The organism is Paractinoplanes lichenicola (assembly GCF_016785085.1).
GTDB lineage: Bacteria > Actinomycetota > Actinomycetes > Mycobacteriales > Micromonosporaceae > Actinoplanes > Actinoplanes lichenicola.
This window is the reverse complement of sequence record NZ_JAENHO010000011.1, coordinates 283528-299402: the sequence shown is the minus strand read 5'-3', so window position 1 is coordinate 299402 and position 15875 is coordinate 283528. Positions and strand designations below refer to the sequence as shown.

Below are 15875 nucleotides of genomic sequence, written 5' to 3'. Positions count from 1 at the left end.
GGGGTGATGGCCGATTCGCGCGCACCGTGGCTGACCCGCCGAGTTCGTCACGAGCGGCGGCCGCGTGAGGTGGTGCACGACCTGCTCGAGATCACGGCCGACGGGGTGGACGTGACCGTTTACGTCATTCTCTGGGAGACCGCTTACGGGCCGGTGCTTTATTTCGTACGGCTCGACGACGGCCCGTACGTGTTCTTCCAGTCGGTCGAGGGTCAGCTGCTGAGCCGGCTGCTGACCCCGGAGCGTTGGCCCGCGACGCTGTTCGTCGAGCCCGACACCGTCTACCTCGACAACCTCGCCCACGAACGCGCGGCCGGCCCGTTCGTCCGCGTGCGGGCACCGCAGTTCGTCGACCTGGGCGGCGGCCGGCACGGGGCGTCGAAGATCGGCCGGAATCTGGGCGCCGACCTGCCGATCTGGGCCGGCGGCACCGCGACGGTGGAGACGGCTCGCGCGGTGCTGGCCGAGCGCGGGCGGACGGTGACGGTGCCGGACAGCAAGAAGTGGGGCCGGAGCGAGGCCCTGCTGCTGACGGCGATGCGGGGCGGCCTGCCGGAGTCGTACCCGCTGGCCTGGGCCGCCCTGGCCCGGGAGCACAAGATCGTGCTGGAGCAGCTGCTGGCCGGTCATGCGCGCCTGCCCGACCGGGCCGAGGGCTGGTATCTGGCGGCCCGGCCGCGTCCGCCCCGGCCGCCCGAGCCCTTGCGACGACTGCTCGACCAGGTCGTCGTGCCTGCCGACCGGGGTGAGCGGGCCGCCGACGAGATCATCGCCCTGCGGGCGGCCGCCCGCGACATGGACCGCGACGATCCGCGCGTCGAGCCCTGGACCGCCGCCGCGAGCCGGTTGGCCTTCCTGATGTTCCAGGACTCGTCGGCGCGCATCATCGGCCGTGAGCCGCCGCAGCCGCACCTCGACCGGGCTCGCGCGGCCGATCTCATCACGGCCGTCACGAGCTGGTCGGGCGAGGTGGCCCGGACATGGCGCAAAACCCTGGTTCCCGTACGGGATGAGGCCGCGGCCCTGCGCCGGCATCGGCTCGCCGCCGCCGCTCGCGATCTCGGCCGTCCCGACGTCGTCCTGCGTGACCCGGCCGGCCGCTACGTGCTCGGCTTCGGCGACAAGGTGTGGGCCGAGTGGCCGCGCGATCCCGCCGTCGCCGCGACCTGGACCGGCGAGACGGTGCTGGCCGCCGACGGACCGGCCGGCCCGCTGCTCGCCCTGACCCCGGAGCCGGGCGGTGCGGTGCGGGCCGATCCGATGCCGGCCGCCCTGACCGATGGCGGCCCGATGCGCTTCGGCGACGCCCGGCACCTGCTGCGGCTGCTGCTGGGCCTGGCCCTCGAACCCGGGGACGCCGGCTTCGCGACGCGGGCGTTCGTCTTCGGCGTGCTCACCGAGGAGCCCGGCATGACGTTGTGGCCGGCCCTGACCGCTCCCGGCGACGCGCTGCGGCTGCCCTGGCCGACCGTGCTGGCGGCGGCCGCGGACGACATCGCCCTGGTGCGCCGGCTGCTGGCGCCCGACGCGCCGAAGATCTACCAGTACTACGCCGTCGTGAGCGACATGACGCACAAGACCGTGCAAGTGGTGCGCCGATCAGCCACCTCGGACGGCCACGAGCGCGACGAGGCGTTCACCGGTCACGGCTGGGAGCACACGTTCAGCCTGTTCGACATCGATCGCGGACACGGCGACAACTACGAATATCGCCGGTTGCGCGTTGAGGAGGTCATTCCGGCGATCGAAGATGAGCGAAAGCGGCGTACGTAGAGCGTCAACTTCGGGTTGACGGTCGGGATGACGTCAACCTATGGTTGACGCATGACGGAAGCCATCGGCAACGCGGTCCGGCTCGACGACCTGATCGCGGCCATCAAGAAGACGCACACCGGCCCGCTCGACCAGCTCAGCGACGCGGTGCTGGCGGCCGACCACCTCGGCGACGTGGCCGACCACCTGATCGGGCACTTCGTCGACCAGGCGCGCCGCTCGGGCGCCTCGTGGACCGAGATCGGGGCCAGCATGGGCGTCACCAAGCAGGCGGCCCAGAAGCGGTTCGTGCCCAAGAGCGACAACGATCTCGGCGCGGGCAACGCGTTCAGCCGGTACACCGAGCGGGCCCGCAAGGTCGTCGTGACCGCGCAGGAGGAGGCCCGCAACCGCGGCAACAACCAGATCCTCGTCGGTCACCTGCTGCTCGGCCTGGCCGCCGACCCGGCCGCGCTGGGCGCCCGGGCGATCGTCTCGCAGGGGGTGACCCTCGACGCCGTACGGGCGGCGGTGGCGTTGCCGGAGGCGGCCGAGTCGGTGCCCGCGCTGATCCCGTTCGACGCGCAGGCCAAGAAGGCCCTCGAGCTGACCTTCCGGGAGGCGCTGCGGATGAACCACACCCAGGTGGGCACCGAGCACATCCTGCTCGCCCTGCTCGAACTGGAGGACGGCGCCGGCGTGCTCTCCGGCCTGGGCGTCGACAAGGCCGTCGCGGAAACGGCGATCACGGCCGCCCGGGCCGCATGAGCGACGTCGACCTGATCGAGCCGCTCTGGCGCCAGCTCCACCTGCATCACCGGGCCGCGGCCGCGCATCTGGAAGAGTTCGGCGCCGCGCGCACCCCGGACGAGTCGTGGCGGCTCCGGCGGGCGCAATACCTGGAGTGGCAACGGGATCCCCGGACGGCGTTACTGATCGCGCGCTACGAGGACCGGCCGATCGGCTACGCGATGGTCCGCGTCGTGCACGCCCCGGGCTCGTGGCAGTGGGGTGACGACGTCGGCGTGCTGGAGACCCTGGTCGTCGACGAGAAGGGGCGCGGCACGGGGGTCGGGCGGGAGTTGCTGCGGGCCGCCCGCGAACACTTGGCCGGGCTGGGCGTCACGGTGATGAGGATTTCCGTGCTGGCCGGCAACGACGACGCCGTCCGGTTCTATCGGCGCGAAGGTGCGGCCGAGTTCGTGCGGACGCTGGTCATGCCGGTTCGGGACACCAGTCCGGCTCCGGGTCGGCCGGCAGGCGCTGGGCCGGAACGGTCGCCCGGCCGATGAGGACGGCCTTGGCGATGCGGTGCATGCCGTCGAGCACCTGACCGCCGGCGGAGAGGATGACCGGCCTGGTCAGGTCGGCCTCCTGGATGCGGCGCGTGTGGTCGATGATCGCGCGGACCGTGGGCGGGTGGCCGTTGAACCAGCAGTCCGTGTCCAGCTCGGGGATCGTCTCGAGCGGCAGGTCGTGGACCGGCAGGCCACTCGCCGCCCGCCAGATCGTCTCGACGTGCCAGCCGCGGTCGCCGAGCGAGACTGTGTGCGCCATGCGGCGATGCTAAACAGGGGACGTGGAGGAACGGGAGTTCTGGGGGCGGTTGGAGTATCTGGTCAGTGCTGAGCTGCCCGGGTTCTTGTGGTGTGACGGGCTGGTCGCGGAGGAGTACGACGCCGACGAGATCCGGGGCCGGGCCTGGTGCGGGGCGAGCGGGCAGGAGGCGTGGCGGTTCACGCTCCGGCGGAACGGGCGCGATGACTGGGCCGCGTTGTTGCCGGGCGAGGAGGCGAGCGACTGGCTTGCGGTTGACCCGGTCGGGCGCACGCTGGTGATCGACGGGGGACTGCCGCCCGCGTGACCACCGGCAACGTCCCGGCGGTCGCGCTACGGCCTTGCGTTTCCCGTACGTCGCGAGGAGCCCCCGGTTCGGTGTCAGTGCGGTTGGGGACGGCGACGTGGCGTACGGGGAAGGGGTTATCGGGCCAGGACGTCGCGGTAGTGCTGGTTGAGCATGACGCCGAGGATGTTGCCGAACGGGTCCTGGACGGAGGCGGTGACGAAGCCGGGGCCGCGTTCGGTGGGCTTGTCGTGGTCGGTGGCGCCGAGGGAGAGCAGGCGTCGGTAGGCGGCTTCGACGTCGTCGACGGCCCAGTAGAGGATGGCGCCGGCCGCCGCGGGGGAGTGCGGGTGCGGGGCGTAGGCGGCGTTGAGGATGCCGAACTCGTGCTCGTAGTCGCCGACGCGCCACTCGAGGTAGGCGCCGTCGCGGACGAAATAGGGCTCGAGCTCGAAGACGCGGGTGTACCACTCGCGGGCGGCGTCGAGGTCGTCGGCGAAGAACGTGACGGTGGTGAATCCACGAAGTGCGGTCATGTGCTCATCCTCGGACAATAAGTGCTCACCTTCTGAGCACTTTTCCGGGCAGGATTTGGGCATGCGTGCGGACCGGCTGGTGGCGACCCTGTTGCTGATGCAGACGCGGGGGCGGGTGACCGCGGCCGAGCTGGCCGCGGAGCTGGAGATCTCGGTGGCGACCGCCCGGCGCGACCTCGAGGCGTTGTCGGCGGCCGGCATCCCGGTCTATCCGCAGCCGGGGCGGCATGGCGGCTGGCAGCTGGTGGGCGGGGCTCGGACCGACCTGAGCGGGTTGTCGGCCCGCGAGGCGCAGGCGTTGTTCCTGCTGGCCGGGCCGGCGGCGGAGTCGTCGGAGGAGGTCAAGGCGGCGCTGCGCAAGCTGATGCGGGCGCTGCCGGAGACGTATCGGACGCCGGCCCAGGCCGCGGCGGACGCCACCCTGATCGATCCTGCGCGCTGGGGTGCGGTTTCGCGGGAGCGGCCGGACGAGGTGCGGCAGTTGCAGGCGGCGGTCGTCGGGCAGCAGCGGGTGCGGTTCGACTATCGGGGCGCGGCGCGGACGGCCGATCCGTGGGGACTGATCGACAAGGACGGGGTCTGGTATCTGATCGCCGGCACCGCGAAGGGGCAGCGCACGTTCCGGCTCGACCGGCTGGCCGGGCTCGAGGTGACGGCCGAGACGTTCGCGCGGCCGGACGGCTTCGACCTCGACGCGGCGTGGGGCGAGGTGGTCGGCGCGATGGAGGAAAGGCGGTCGCGGACGTGGGCCACAGTGCTCATTCCTGCGCGTTTCGTGTGGGTGTTGCGCGACCACTTCGGGCGGCACTGCCACGCGGGTGACGAACTGGCGGACGGCCGGGTGCGCGTCCGGGTCGGTGCGCCCACACCGCTCGATGTCGCGCGAACGCTGTCCGGGTGGGGCGCGACGGTCGAAGTGCTCGAACCTGCCTCCGTACGGGCGGAACTTGCTCGTATCGGTGCGGAGTTGAGCGCCCGGTACGCCGCTGAGTGACGACGGTCACAGCTCGACTGCTCAACAACGCGGCCCGGCAGCCGATCTGCAACGTCCCCAGACCCGAACCGAACCCCCGCGGGACAGGACGAATGACTCGTAGCTTCGCCGGTGTAAAAGCCGCTCTTCCCCTCGGCATGGCAGCCGCCCTGCTCTGTGGCAGCCTGACCGGCTGCGCGAGCCTGAAGGAGGTCACCAGCAGCAGCAAGCCGCTTCTCCCCGGCGGCTCGGTCAGCAGCACCTCACCGTCCCCGTCCGCCTCGGCGTCCGCCCCGGCCCAGGCGGTCAAGCTGCCCGCCCGGGCCAGCGGGCCGCTCGACACGGGCACCGTCACCCACAGCCTCAAGCAGGGCACCTTCTCGGTCGCGCTGACCTATTGGACGTCCGACAACGCGAAGCTCTACACCGCCGAGTCGCAGAAGACGATCAATGTCGCCGCGCACATCGAGGACACCGACAGCACCCACCGGGTCCGGCTCACCACGTTCCAGGTGACGCAGGACGACGGCACCACCCGGGCCGAGGTCGCCACCGACAGCGGCAAGTTCGACGTCACCCCGCCGTATCCCTACAACACGGTCGTGACGTTGCCGGCGGCCACCGCGGGAGCGAAGACGCTCACGCTGACCATCCGGCTGGATCTCCTCGTGGAGACCGCACCCAAGTCGAACAGTTACTACCGCTCGACGGCCCTCGACACCCTGACCCTGCCGCTGCTCACGAATGGTGACACCCAGTGACCGACACCGTTCCCGGTTTCCGCCGGGCCTCCGACCGCCAGAAACTGCTGCCGCGCAGCGCCCGGGCGGGACAGCTGGCCCTGCCGCCGGCCACCCCGCAGCTGACCGACCTGGAGACCGTCGAGACGGTGTCGGGCGAGCTCGCCGCCCGGGCCGCCAACGCGCCCCGGCACGCGACGATCAGCTGCATCATCCCCTGCTACAACGAGCAGGACACGATCGCCGACGTCCTCAAGAGCCTGCTGGCCCAGACCCGGCTGCCCGACGTCATCCACGTCATCATCAACAACACCGACGACGACACCCCCGAGATCGCCCGGAGTTTCGAGGGTGAGCACACCCGCTCGGTCAAGGGCGAAGAGTTCGTCACGCATATCCACGTGCACGACATGGGCGTCAACCCCGACAAGAAGGTCGGCGCGCTCAACTACGGCTACTTCCTGTCCCGCGGCTACGACTTCATCCTCGGCGTCGACGGCGACACCACGCTGGCCCGCGACGCCGTCGAGCGGCTCGAGCTGGAGATGACCGACGACCCGCGCATCGGCGGCCTGAGCGCCATCTACACCATCGACAAGAACCGCAAGGGTCTGATGGCGCGGTTCCTGGTCGCCGGGCAGCGCGCGCAGTTCGCCGCGTTCAACATGGACAACCTGCTGCGCGGCCGCAACATGGCCGTGCTCGGCGGTCAGTGCAGCCTGTTCAACATGCGCGCGCTCGAGATGGTCATGGTGCGCCACCACCAGCAGGCGCCGTGGGTGCGCGACTCCGAGGTCGAGGACAGCAAGCTGTCCCTGCAGATCAAGGACGCCGGCTACAGCACCAAGATCAGCGCCACCGCCCGCGCGTTCGTCGGCCCGATGACCAACCTGCGCGCGCTGCACGGCCAGCAGGTCAAGTGGAACTTCGGCGCCATCGACCTGTTCTGGCCCGGCCAGCGCGGCGACAGCAAGGGCCAGCCGCTGCACCCCAACCTGCGGCTGCGCTGGTTCGAGAACATCTCGATGGCCTTCAACATCGCCTCGCGGCTGGGCTTCCTGCTGCTGCTCGTGGCGGCGCTGTCGATCGACGCCTTCGTCTTCAACCCGATCTGGCTGATCCCGCCGGCCGTGGCCATCCTGCTCAACCTGCGCCTGGCCCTGGCCATGAAGGACAAGAGCGCCTCGGACCTCTTGTACGCGGCCCTGATGGTGCCCGCCGAGCTGTACATGTGGATCCGCATGGGTCACTTCGTCTCGGCCTGGGCGCAGTTCCTGGCCAAGACCGACCAGGACAACTGGGCCGCGCAGGCCAACGCCGAGAAGGGCAAGGGCTCGGCCTACGTCATGCCGCTGATCGTCCTGCTGGCCATCATGGGCGGCGCGGTCTTCGCCTGGACCCAGCAGAGCGTGGGCGTGCAGTCGGCGATCCTGTCGCTGGGCTGGCCGATCCTGTACATCGCGACGATCGCCCAGACGATCTTCATGCTCCGCAAGCTGGTGCGCCGCCACCGCGGCTTCGCCGTCTGATCCTCGCTGTTCCCCGTAGCCCGGCCGATCGGTTCGATCGGCCGGGCTATCTTTTGGCCATGTTCCGCTCGAAGGACGGCTCGACCCTGTTCGTCAGTGGCTCTTCCCGTTCGATACCGGCCGGCTCGTGGACGGGCGACGAACGCCATCGTGCACTCGCCGCGCAACTCGACCGCCACGGGCTCTGGGACCACCTCCCAGCCGCGGAGCGCGCGGCGGCCCGGGCGGACGTCGCGACCGGCTGCTATCCGTTCGACTTCGACCTGCTGTTCGAGCGGATCACGTTCTTCGCGGACGGGGAGTCGCTGGCCGAGGGCGGGGTCGAGCGCTTCCTGGCCTCGCTCGCGCCGGTTCTGACCCGCCTGGGCCTGACGGTCGACGCGTCCACGATCCGGATCGATGACACGTACGTTGTGACGATCAACGGCATCGAGTGCACGGTCTGGACCCAGGCGGACTGGGACACCAGGGAGGCCTGGGCGACGGCCACGGTCCGGCCGCTGGCGACGGTCAACCAGCTCCTCGAACCGCTCACGTCGGTACGCGCTCACACCCTCTACACCGGCGGTAATGAGGGCCTCGTCCACTTCATCGCGCCGGGGGTGGTCACGGCCCTGCGCGCGAGCGGCCTTCTGCCCGCGCGGGAGATCCCGGCCTTAGCCAAAAAAACCGACCGGCCGGTATGTACAAACCGGCCGGTCGGTTTTAGACTGGGGGCATGACAGCGGACAGGGCCCTGCGGGCACCGGCAACCCCCAAGGGGGAGGCGACGCGGGCGCACCTGCTGCGCACGGCGGGGCGGATCTTCGCCGAGCGTGGCTATGTGGCGACGACGCAGAGCGACCTGATCGCCGCGGCCGGGCTGACCAAAGGCGCGTTCTACTTCCATTTCGCGAGCAAGGCCGAGCTGGCACTGGCCGTGCTGCGCGAGCAGAAGGGGCGGTGGCTGGTTCAGGTGGGGGAGCGCGTCCTCTCCGAACCCACCGCTGTCGAGCAGTTGCGCGCGCTTGTGCCGGCGATGCTCGATCTGCACGAGCGGGAGCCGGCCGCCTGGAGCATCACCCGGCTGACCCGCGAGCTGGCGGCCGATCCGGCGCTGGCGGCCGAGGTGGCCAAGACGCCGGCCGAGTGGGTCGCGCTGATCGCCGACATCGTCCGTCGCGGGCAGGCCGACGGTGACCTGCGTTCCGGGCTCGATCCCGAGCAGATCGCCGCCGTGCTGGTCGGCGCGTTCGACGGCATCAAGGACCTGACCGACGTCCTCGAGCCCGGCGCCGAGGGTGGCCCCGCTTTCGCCGCCCGGATTCGTACCTGTCAGTCCCTCGTGGAGCTGGCGTTAGTCGTGCCCCGTTGAGCGGGGCTTTCCCGTACCCAAAAAACATACCAACCGCCCGGTTTCTAAGGAGAGCATCATGCAGTTCACCGGACAGACGGCCCTGATCACTGGCGCGTCGAGCGGCATCGGCGCCGCGTACGCGAAGGAATTCGCCGCCCGCGGCGCCAACCTCGTGCTGGTCGCCCGCGGCGAGGAGGTCATGCACCGCCTCGCCGAGGAGATCCGCTCGGAGTACGGCCGCAAGGTCGAGGTGATCGCGAGTGACCTGGGAGTCCCCGGCGCCGCCGAGCGGCTGGGCGGCCAGGTCGAGGAGCTCGGCCTCGCCATCGACGTGCTGGTCAACAACGCCGGCTTCGGGCTGCACGGCGACCTGGTCGACGCCGACCCGGCCCGGCTGACCACCATGGTCCAGCTCAACTGCGTGGCGCTGGTCGACCTGACCCGGCGCCTGCTGCCCGGCATGGTGACCCGCCGCCGGGGCACGGTGATCAACGTGGCCAGCACGGCCGCCTATCAGCCGGTGCCGCATCTGGCCGTCTACGCCGCGACCAAGGCGTTCGTCCTGTCCTTCACCGAGGCGCTGCACGCCGAGGTCAAGCCGTCCGGCGTACGGGTCCTGGCAATCAGCCCGGGCGCCACGCAGACCCAGTTCTTCGAGGTGGCCGGCGAGCAGGCCGCGTTCGGCCGCCGCCGCAACGTGCGACAGGTCGTCGCCAGCACCATGCAGGCGCTGGACCGTGGCCGCCCGAGCCGGATCGACGGCATGCTCAACGCGGTGGTGGCCAACAGCTCCCGGTTCGCGCCCCGGCGCATGGTGCTCGCGATGGGCAACCGCACGTTCGGCGGCTGATCAGGGCACGAGCGGACCGCGGAGCACCTCACGCGCGGCCGCCTCGTCGCCGGACAGGCTGTCCCAGGGCACGGGCCGGCGACCCCAGAGCATCAGCAGCAGGTCGGCCGCCGTCCCGGAGAGCTCGGCAACCGGGTCACCGTGCCCCAGGATCCAGTACGCCGGCAGATCGGTGGCGTTGAGCCGGACGGCGGCCCGGAACGGACTCATCCGGCGCAACCGGATCTGCCTGGGCACGAAGCCGTCGACGACCTCGGCGATGCCGTCGCCGCTCAGCTCGGGATCGAGCGGGCCCGGCCGGCCGAGGGCCTGCTCGGCGTCCCAGCGGTGCACGAGCGTCTCGAGGCAGCGGCGGCGTCGCCAGAAGCCGACCGTGCTCGGCGGGAAGAACGTCCACGCCTCGGTCGCGGGGTCCACGGCGAGCGTGGCGGTGAGCGTACGGGCCGTGCCGGCGAACCATCCCACGAGGTCGGCCGGCGGCGGTTCCGCGACGTAGTCACCCCGGCGCTCGCTGACCGCGGTGGCCGCCCACAGGTTCTCCTGCCCCAGATGCACGACGAGATCGCGCAGCGTCCAGTCGCCACAATGCTCGACGGGAGCCGAGAGGTCGCCGGTCAGGCAGTTCTGAAAGGCGGCGAGCTCGTCGTGCAGGAGCGCCAGATGGTCGAGGGCCATGGGTTCTCGCAATCGCTAGGCGGGGACCTCGAGGCGGCCCGAGTGCAGGGGGAGCAGGTCGTCGGCCAGGTCGATGATGCGTTGGTCGTGCGTGGCGACCAGCACCAGGGTGCCCTCGGTGACCGCCGACGTGAGGGCGTCGAGGACCAGGGACACGTGTTCGTCGTCCTGGTGGGCGGTGGGCTCGTCGAGCAGGGCGACCGCGGGGGTCAGAACCAGGGTGCGCGCGATGGCTGTGCGTTGTTGTTCGCCGAGGGATGTGTCGTGGGTGGGGCGGTCGGCCAGGGGGTCGAGGCCGAGGCGGGTCAGCAGGTCGGGAGGTGGGGTGCGGCCGCGCAGCCGGGCGGGGAGGTGCGCGTTTTCGGCGACCGTGAGCTCGGGGGCCAGGGCGGGGCGCTGGGGGAGCAGGGCCACCCTGTCCCACTCGTGGTGCGAGACCGCGGGTTTGCCGTCGACCAGCACCGTGCCCGAGGTGGGGGGCATGACGCCCGCCATCAGGTGCAGCAGGGTGGACTTGCCCGAGCCGGAGCGGCCGGCCAGGACGGCGAGGCGGGCCGACGGCAGTGACAACGAGACGTCGCTGAGCACGGTGGTGGCGCCGCGCACGTGGGTGACTTGGTCGAGGCGTACGAGATCAGCCGTCGTCACGGTAGGAGGCCTCCTCGGCAGAGCGGCTGGTGGTGAACAGGGCGGCCAGGAAGACGGCGGCCATGGTCACGGCGGCGGTGATGGCCAGCGCGGGAACGGTCAGGTCGAAGTGGAGCGGCGGGAGACGGAGGGGCTCGTCGTCGAGCAGGCGGGTGCCCAGGGGGAGCAGCGCGGCCACGCCGGCGACGGCACCGGCCAGGGCGACGGCGGCGAGCAGGGACAGTTCGAGCAGGCGGGCGCGCAGGGCACGGCCACGGCCGAGGCCGACCCGGATCAGCATGAGGTCGCTGGCCCGGCGGGTGGCGGCGGTGCGCTGGGCGTGCACGCAGAGGGCGAGGACGGCGAGCAGGGCGAGGTAGGCGGCGACGGCGACCTGATAGCCGCGAGCCCGGTTCGCCGCCACGTAGATGTCGCGCTGGCGTACGGCGGCCGCGGTGTTGACCCTCTCCGGCTGGACGTCGAGCTTGTCGATGCCCTGCGAGCTCCAGATCAGCGTACGGACGAAGGCCCCGTCGGCGGCGTTGGGGTCGCGCGCGGCCAGGCGCGGGTCGGCCGAGCCGAGGTGCGGGAAGAAAGAGCTTTCGGAGACCACGTACGTGGGTTTGGCGTCGAGCCCGGGGAAGGCAGCGACGTGGGCCACGACGTCGAGCATGCCCTTCCAGGAGCCGGTGTCGGCGGGGAGGCGGCTCTCGGTGGCCGCGGCCGGGTCGGCGGCGGCGATCGCGAGGATCCGGCCGGCCTCCGGGGCGGCTTCGAGCCGGGCCAGCGCGGCGCGGGCCTGGGCCAGGTCGGGGCCGCTGCCCCACAGGGCGAGCTCGCGGAACTTGACCGGGTCGACCACGAGCAGGTCGCGCTGCGTGCCGTCGAGGTCGGAGTAGAGGTCGTAACGCCAGACCACGGTCGCGTACGCGGGCAGCGGCGGGGTGCGTACGCCGGGAACTGGATCTTTGGTTGGCTCTTCCGGCACCTCGGCCGCGCCGGGGTCGAGCTGGGCCGAGCCGCCGTCGAGGACCGCCACGAACTCGGCGCCGGCCTGCACGGCCACCCGATCGTCGACAGTCGTGGCGGCCGCGGTCATCGCGCACAAAGCGAACAGCAGCATGCCCAGCCCGGCGGTCATCACGGCCACCGCGAGCCGTCGTTCGCCCGAGTTGTCGGCCAGGCGCCGCCGGGTCAGCCAGCCGGCCCCACGCAGCCGACCGGCGCGGAACGAGCGGCGCAATCCTGTCAGCCGGGTCAGCAGCAGCCCGGCCAGCACACCGGCGGCCGCGAGGGCCAGCAAAGGCACGAGCAGATCCACATTCCGTACGGCTTGATCCTGCGACCCGGCCAGCCCGGCGCCCGCGGCCAGCGCGATCACGAGCACCGGGGTCGCCCACGGCAGCGGCCGGCGCGGGGTGGCCGGGGGCAGCGGGCGAACGTACCGGGCCGCGGCCAGCGCGGGCACCACGGCCGCGATGACGAGCCCGGCCAGGGCCGCGAGCCCGGCCGCGCCGAGCGCGGGCAGCATCGACGTGGCGGTGACCGGACCCGGCGGCCCAGCCTGCGTGACGAGCAGCCAGGCGACACCCCAGCCGGCGGCCGACCCGAGCAGGGCGGGCAGCAGATGCTCGGCCAGCCACAGCCCGCCCACGGCGGCGGGCACGACCCCGGAGCCGACCGCGTGCCGCACCTCGACGACGCGGCGGCGCACCGACAGCAGCACCATCGCGAGGACGGTTCCGAGCGCGACGGTGATGGCGGCCCACTCGATCGGGCGCGTGCGTTGCCGTACGGTCTCGGAGGCCACGCGGGCCTGCTCGGCGATGGTGCCGATGCCGCTGGCGAGCCGGCCCTCGACCGCGTCCTGCCCGCCGTCGAAACTCTGCCCGGCCACCCGCCGCCGCAGCTGGGCGACGCCGCGGCCGGTCTCGCGCGCCTCCTCCAGGGTGACGCCCGGATCGAGGGTGGATTCGGCGGACCACAGGATCTGGTCGTGGATCTGCTCGGCCAGGCGCTCGGTGGTGGGCACGTCCGCGATGATCAGGTTGGCCTTGACCGAGGTCGACTTCGAGTCGAACGGCAGGTCACGGTCGCGCAGGGCCCACGACTGGCTGCCCGGCAGGTCGGCGGGGCGGCGTCCGCCGGGAACGACCGTGTAGAGGCCGGTGACTGTGGCGGTGGCGCGGTTCTTGTCGACCGTGATCGTGACAGTCTCGCCGGGGCGGAATCCCAGCGGCTCGGGGAGCCAGACACCGCCCGGGGGTCCGCCGGCGTCGGCCACGACCAGCTCGGCGGCGGGGTCGGTGACCGCGTAGAGCCGGGCCTGCTCCTTCTTCGCGCCGGTCTCGACTGTCGACGACCACGGTTTGGACCAGGAGAGCTCCTTGCCGGCCGAGCCGCCGTCGAGCCGTGGCTCGGACAGGTGCGGGATTGTGCGCAGCTCGGTGAGCAGCCGTTGCTGGCCGGCGCTGCGCGGGGAGCGGGAGCCGGTCAGCCGGACCAGGGCCGCGTCGTCCTGCCTGGCCGTGCCGGGCACCGCGTCGCGGCCCGCCTGGAAGGCCGCGTTACGCCCGGCCTCGGCGAACATGGCCGGGGCGGCGCAGGCAGTGCCGGCCACCACGAAGGCCAGGACGACCAGCACCGACCACAGACCGGCGCGAAACAGCGCACCGAACGCGGCCCTCACCAGCATGCGAGCCATCCTGCCCTAATCAGCGCAGCGGCACGTGCCCCCAATCGGTGTCCGAGGCCAGATAGAAGCTCGGGTACGACGGCTGGTTGTACGTTGTCTGCTGACGCGCGACTTCTGCGCGATATTGCGCGTCTTGCATCAGCGTGTACAGCTTGTGATCGGTGACCTCGGTGCTCAGGTAAATGCGCACGGCCGAGCTGTCAGTGGTGCGTACGAGAAGCTCTTCGCGCCAATCGCCGAAGATGTCGGCCACCAGGCTCGGATTGCCCTTCGTGCCGTTGTTCGCTCGCGTGCCCTCGGCGACCAGGACAGTGCCGCGTTGCCAGTCGTCGATCGTCGGGGTGACGTCGCCCGCGCCGTTGACGATCTGCGTGGTCAGGTCGGCCGCCCAGCGGATGCTCATGTTGGTGCCCGGAATGGCGCCCGGCAGCACTTCGCCCTTCGCCGTGTGCAGGCCCAGCGCCTCGGAGCCGCCCGGCATGCTGGCCCACGACTCGACCCCGGGCACGTCGGGCAGCACGTCGCCGACCATGCCCCGTCCCGTGTCGCGGCCGGAGTAAGAACCGAACAACACCTCTCCCGTACGGGCATCGCGCATCGCCATCCCGTACGGGGCCATCGTGCCGTTCTCGTGTACGGTGAAGATCTCGAGGCCGGGGCGGCCGGGGTCGATGTCCGTGACGTGCATGGCGTCGCCGTGGCCGAGCCGCACCCGCTCACCCGGCGCCGCGCTGCCCGGCGGCAAGACGTCGTACGAGGAATAGAGCAGGCTGCCGTCGTCGTCGATCGTGGCCGAGCCGTACACGATCTCCTGCCTGCCGTCGTTGTCCACGTCGGCCGCGCTGAGCGAGTGGAAGCCCTGCGTCGTCAGCGTCCTGAAGCGCGGATCGGTGCCGTCGCGTCCGTGCGGCGAGTCGTTGAACGGGTTCGACATCGGCACCCAGCCACTGTCCACGTACCAGTTCTCGGTCAGCCTCCGTCCGTTCCAGCCGTACGCGATCAAGGTCGATCGCGTGTAATAGCCGCGCGCGAACACGGCGCTCGGGTGCCGGCCGTCCAAATACGCAACTCCGGCCAGGAAACGGTCGACCCGGTTGGCGGGCTCGATCCGCGGCATGGCGTAGTCGCCCCACATGAACCCGTCGTCGGTGCGGCCGGGCTTGTAGCGGACCGTCTGCAGCTCGCGGCCGGTGGCGCCCTCGAAGACGGTCAAGTATTCGGGGCCGTCGACTATGAAGCCCTGGAATGCGCGAAGTTGATTGCGAGTGCTGCGCGAAGGTGCGTAGACGTCGATGAAGTAGTCGGCGACGGCCTCGGCGCTCGGGAGGGGCTCGATGCCGAGGGCCTGTTCCGGGGTGGCCGGCCATCGCTTGGCTACGACCTCGGGGTGCCGGGCCCAGCCGCGGAACATCTCGACCACGTGTGCGTAGTAGTCGGCGGCGCTCAATCGGTAGTCGTCGGTGTTGCGGTAGCCGGCCTTCAGATCGGCGGCGAGCATGGTGATGTAGCGCGACCGGCCGTTGCGCAAAGTGCGCGTGCCGGGCGCCGTCTTCATCATGATCTCGGCGCGGCCGTCGCCGTCGAAGTCGTAGACCAGGAACTGCGTGTAGTGCGCGCCGGCCCGGATGTTGACGCCGAGGTCGATGCGGTGCCGCAGGGTGCCGTCGAGCTCGTACGTGTCGACGAGGACCGGGCCGGTGTAGCCGACCTGCGAGACGTCCTTGGAGTTCGACGGGTCCCACTTGACTACGTATTCGTACTGGCCGTCGCCGTCCACGTCGCCGACGCTCAGATCGTTGGCCGAGTAGGTGTACGCCTCCCCGGCGGGGGTGACGCCGTCGGCGGGTTTCTGCAGCGGCAGGTCGAAATGGGTGGTGCTGCTCGTCGCGGTGGGGTGGCTGCCGGAGACTGTGTAGCGGGAGGATTTGGAGCCGTCGCGGTCCAGGTAGTTCGTGCTGCCGGTGACCGTGGCTATGCGTTTGCCGTCCCGGTAGACGACGAAGGTTCTGCCTGTGAGGCCGGTGCTGCTGTGGCCTGTGGCTTCCTGCTTGAGCAACCGCCAGCTCAGGAACGTGCCCTCGCTGGTGTTCGCCACGACTAGGCCGCGGTCGAGTCGCTCGAGCTGGGCTGTGGGCTGGCCGCCGGATTGGGCTGCGGGCTGGGCGGCGGGCTGCTGTTGGCGGTGACTCTGGTCGCCGTGAGGGCCGGTGCGGGGGACCGCGGGCGCGGCCAGCAGGAGCAGCGCGGTGGTGGCGGCGAGAACACTCGGCACGGCAAACCTCCTGAGGTAAGCGCTTGCCCGACGAGTGTCAATCGATA

The 15875-nt window shown here is 71.2% G+C and carries 16 protein-coding genes; 10 read left to right on the top strand and 6 right to left on the bottom strand.

The genetic code is table 11. From position 1 onward, the window contains the following. The first annotated feature begins 6 nt into the window (after positions 1–6). The 3 genes from JKJ07_RS35135 to JKJ07_RS35125 are packed head-to-tail and all read left to right on the top strand — an operon-like array spanning position 7 to position 3044. Complete coding sequence (locus JKJ07_RS35135) at positions 7–1773, top strand: hypothetical protein (RefSeq protein ID WP_202996259.1); 1767 nt, start codon at positions 7–9, stop codon at positions 1771–1773. A 51-nt stretch (positions 1774–1824) separates the two neighbouring features. Continuing rightward, positions 1825–2520 (top strand): Clp protease N-terminal domain-containing protein, encoded by a 696-nt coding sequence (locus JKJ07_RS35130; RefSeq protein ID WP_202996258.1) that lies wholly within the window; start codon positions 1825–1827, stop codon positions 2518–2520. Next, positions 2517–3044 (top strand): GNAT family N-acetyltransferase, encoded by a 528-nt coding sequence (locus JKJ07_RS35125; RefSeq protein WP_202996257.1) that lies wholly within the window; start codon positions 2517–2519, stop codon positions 3042–3044. Before JKJ07_RS35130 ends, JKJ07_RS35125 begins: the two co-directional genes overlap by 4 nt. Here the strand turns inward: JKJ07_RS35125 and JKJ07_RS35120 are convergent. Further along, positions 2968–3309, bottom strand: a complete 342-nt coding sequence (locus JKJ07_RS35120) for a ParB N-terminal domain-containing protein (protein ID WP_202996256.1) — start codon at positions 3307–3309, stop codon at positions 2968–2970. The genes JKJ07_RS35125 and JKJ07_RS35120 overlap by 77 nt on opposite strands. A gap of 22 nt (positions 3310–3331) precedes the next feature. Here JKJ07_RS35120 and JKJ07_RS35115 point away from each other — a divergent pair, with 22 nt between their 5' ends. Further along, positions 3332–3616: a hypothetical protein gene (locus tag JKJ07_RS35115; RefSeq protein WP_202996255.1), complete on the top strand. Its 285-nt coding sequence runs from the start codon at positions 3332–3334 to the stop codon at positions 3614–3616. Positions 3617–3732: 116 nt separating this feature from the next. Here JKJ07_RS35115 and JKJ07_RS35110 read toward each other — a convergent pair whose 3' ends face one another. After that, positions 3733–4131 carry a VOC family protein gene (locus JKJ07_RS35110; RefSeq protein WP_202996254.1) on the bottom strand — a complete coding sequence of 133 codons (399 nt, stop codon included), beginning with the start codon at positions 4129–4131 and terminating at the stop codon, positions 3733–3735. 61 nt (positions 4132–4192) lie between these two features. On the opposite strand from JKJ07_RS35110, the gene JKJ07_RS35105 reads away from it, so the two are divergent. The 6 genes from JKJ07_RS35105 (at position 4193) to JKJ07_RS35080 (ending at position 9559) form a co-directional block, all read left to right on the top strand. Further along, complete coding sequence (locus JKJ07_RS35105) at positions 4193–5125, top strand: helix-turn-helix transcriptional regulator (RefSeq protein WP_202996253.1); 933 nt, start codon at positions 4193–4195, stop codon at positions 5123–5125. Between the two features lie 92 nt (positions 5126–5217). Then, positions 5218–5865: a hypothetical protein gene (locus tag JKJ07_RS35100; RefSeq protein ID WP_236030397.1), complete on the top strand. Its 648-nt coding sequence runs from the start codon at positions 5218–5220 to the stop codon at positions 5863–5865. Then, entirely contained in the window at positions 5862–7373 is a 1512-nt protein-coding gene (locus JKJ07_RS35095) for a glycosyltransferase family 2 protein (RefSeq protein ID WP_202996252.1), read from the top strand. Before JKJ07_RS35100 ends, JKJ07_RS35095 begins: the two co-directional genes overlap by 4 nt. 59 nt (positions 7374–7432) lie before the next feature. After that, positions 7433–8095, top strand: a complete 663-nt coding sequence (locus JKJ07_RS35090) for a hypothetical protein (RefSeq protein ID WP_202996251.1) — start codon at positions 7433–7435, stop codon at positions 8093–8095. Further along, a complete protein-coding gene (locus JKJ07_RS35085) occupies positions 8092–8727 on the top strand; it encodes a TetR family transcriptional regulator (RefSeq protein WP_202996250.1) in 636 nt (211 codons plus the stop codon). The genes JKJ07_RS35090 and JKJ07_RS35085 overlap by 4 nt, the downstream gene beginning before the upstream one ends. Positions 8728–8785: 58 nt before the next feature. Further along, on the top strand, positions 8786–9559 hold the full coding sequence (locus JKJ07_RS35080; protein ID WP_202996249.1) for an SDR family NAD(P)-dependent oxidoreductase: 774 nt from the start codon (positions 8786–8788) through the stop codon (positions 9557–9559). Here the strand turns inward: JKJ07_RS35080 and JKJ07_RS35075 are convergent, their stop codons facing one another. Genes JKJ07_RS35075 through JKJ07_RS51965 form a run of 4 tightly spaced genes read right to left on the bottom strand, consistent with a single transcriptional unit; the run spans position 9560 to position 15828 of the window. Beyond that, the gene (locus JKJ07_RS35075; protein WP_202996248.1) at positions 9560–10234 is read right to left on the bottom strand and encodes a maleylpyruvate isomerase family mycothiol-dependent enzyme; all 675 of its coding nucleotides are present in this window, start codon (positions 10232–10234) and stop codon (positions 9560–9562) included. It lies immediately after the preceding gene. 15 nt (positions 10235–10249) lie between these two features. Continuing rightward, complete coding sequence (locus JKJ07_RS35070; protein ID WP_202996247.1) at positions 10250–10882, bottom strand: ABC transporter ATP-binding protein; 633 nt, start codon at positions 10880–10882, stop codon at positions 10250–10252. Continuing rightward, on the bottom strand, positions 10869–13556 hold the full coding sequence (locus tag JKJ07_RS35065; protein WP_202996246.1) for a hypothetical protein: 2688 nt from the start codon (positions 13554–13556) through the stop codon (positions 10869–10871). Before JKJ07_RS35065 ends, JKJ07_RS35070 begins: the two co-directional genes overlap by 14 nt. A 19-nt stretch (positions 13557–13575) precedes the next feature. Then, positions 13576–15828: a rhamnogalacturonan lyase gene (locus tag JKJ07_RS51965; protein ID WP_202996245.1), complete on the bottom strand. Its 2253-nt coding sequence runs from the start codon at positions 15826–15828 to the stop codon at positions 13576–13578. Between the last annotated feature and the right edge of the window lie 47 nt (positions 15829–15875).

Excerpts from the sequence above, each read along its gene's own strand:
- JKJ07_RS35135 (WP_202996259.1), top strand. The coding sequence starts at position 7 with ATGGCCGATTCGCGCGCACCGTGGCTGACCCGCCGAGTTCGTCACGAG.
- JKJ07_RS35130 (WP_202996258.1), top strand. The coding sequence starts at position 1,825 with ATGACGGAAGCCATCGGCAACGCGGTCCGGCTCGACGACCTGATCGCG.
- JKJ07_RS35125 (WP_202996257.1), top strand. The coding sequence starts at position 2,517 with ATGAGCGACGTCGACCTGATCGAGCCGCTCTGGCGCCAGCTCCACCTG.
- JKJ07_RS35120 (WP_202996256.1), bottom strand. The coding sequence starts at position 3,309 with ATGGCGCACACAGTCTCGCTCGGCGACCGCGGCTGGCACGTCGAGACG.
- JKJ07_RS35110 (WP_202996254.1), bottom strand. The coding sequence starts at position 4,131 with ATGACCGCACTTCGTGGATTCACCACCGTCACGTTCTTCGCCGACGAC.
- JKJ07_RS35105 (WP_202996253.1), top strand. The coding sequence starts at position 4,193 with ATGCGTGCGGACCGGCTGGTGGCGACCCTGTTGCTGATGCAGACGCGG.
- JKJ07_RS35100 (WP_236030397.1), top strand. The coding sequence starts at position 5,218 with ATGACTCGTAGCTTCGCCGGTGTAAAAGCCGCTCTTCCCCTCGGCATG.
- JKJ07_RS35090 (WP_202996251.1), top strand. The coding sequence starts at position 7,433 with ATGTTCCGCTCGAAGGACGGCTCGACCCTGTTCGTCAGTGGCTCTTCC.
- JKJ07_RS35085 (WP_202996250.1), top strand. The coding sequence starts at position 8,092 with ATGACAGCGGACAGGGCCCTGCGGGCACCGGCAACCCCCAAGGGGGAG.
- JKJ07_RS35080 (WP_202996249.1), top strand. The coding sequence starts at position 8,786 with ATGCAGTTCACCGGACAGACGGCCCTGATCACTGGCGCGTCGAGCGGC.
- JKJ07_RS35075 (WP_202996248.1), bottom strand. The coding sequence starts at position 10,234 with ATGGCCCTCGACCATCTGGCGCTCCTGCACGACGAGCTCGCCGCCTTT.
- JKJ07_RS35065 (WP_202996246.1), bottom strand. The coding sequence starts at position 13,556 with ATGCTGGTGAGGGCCGCGTTCGGTGCGCTGTTTCGCGCCGGTCTGTGG.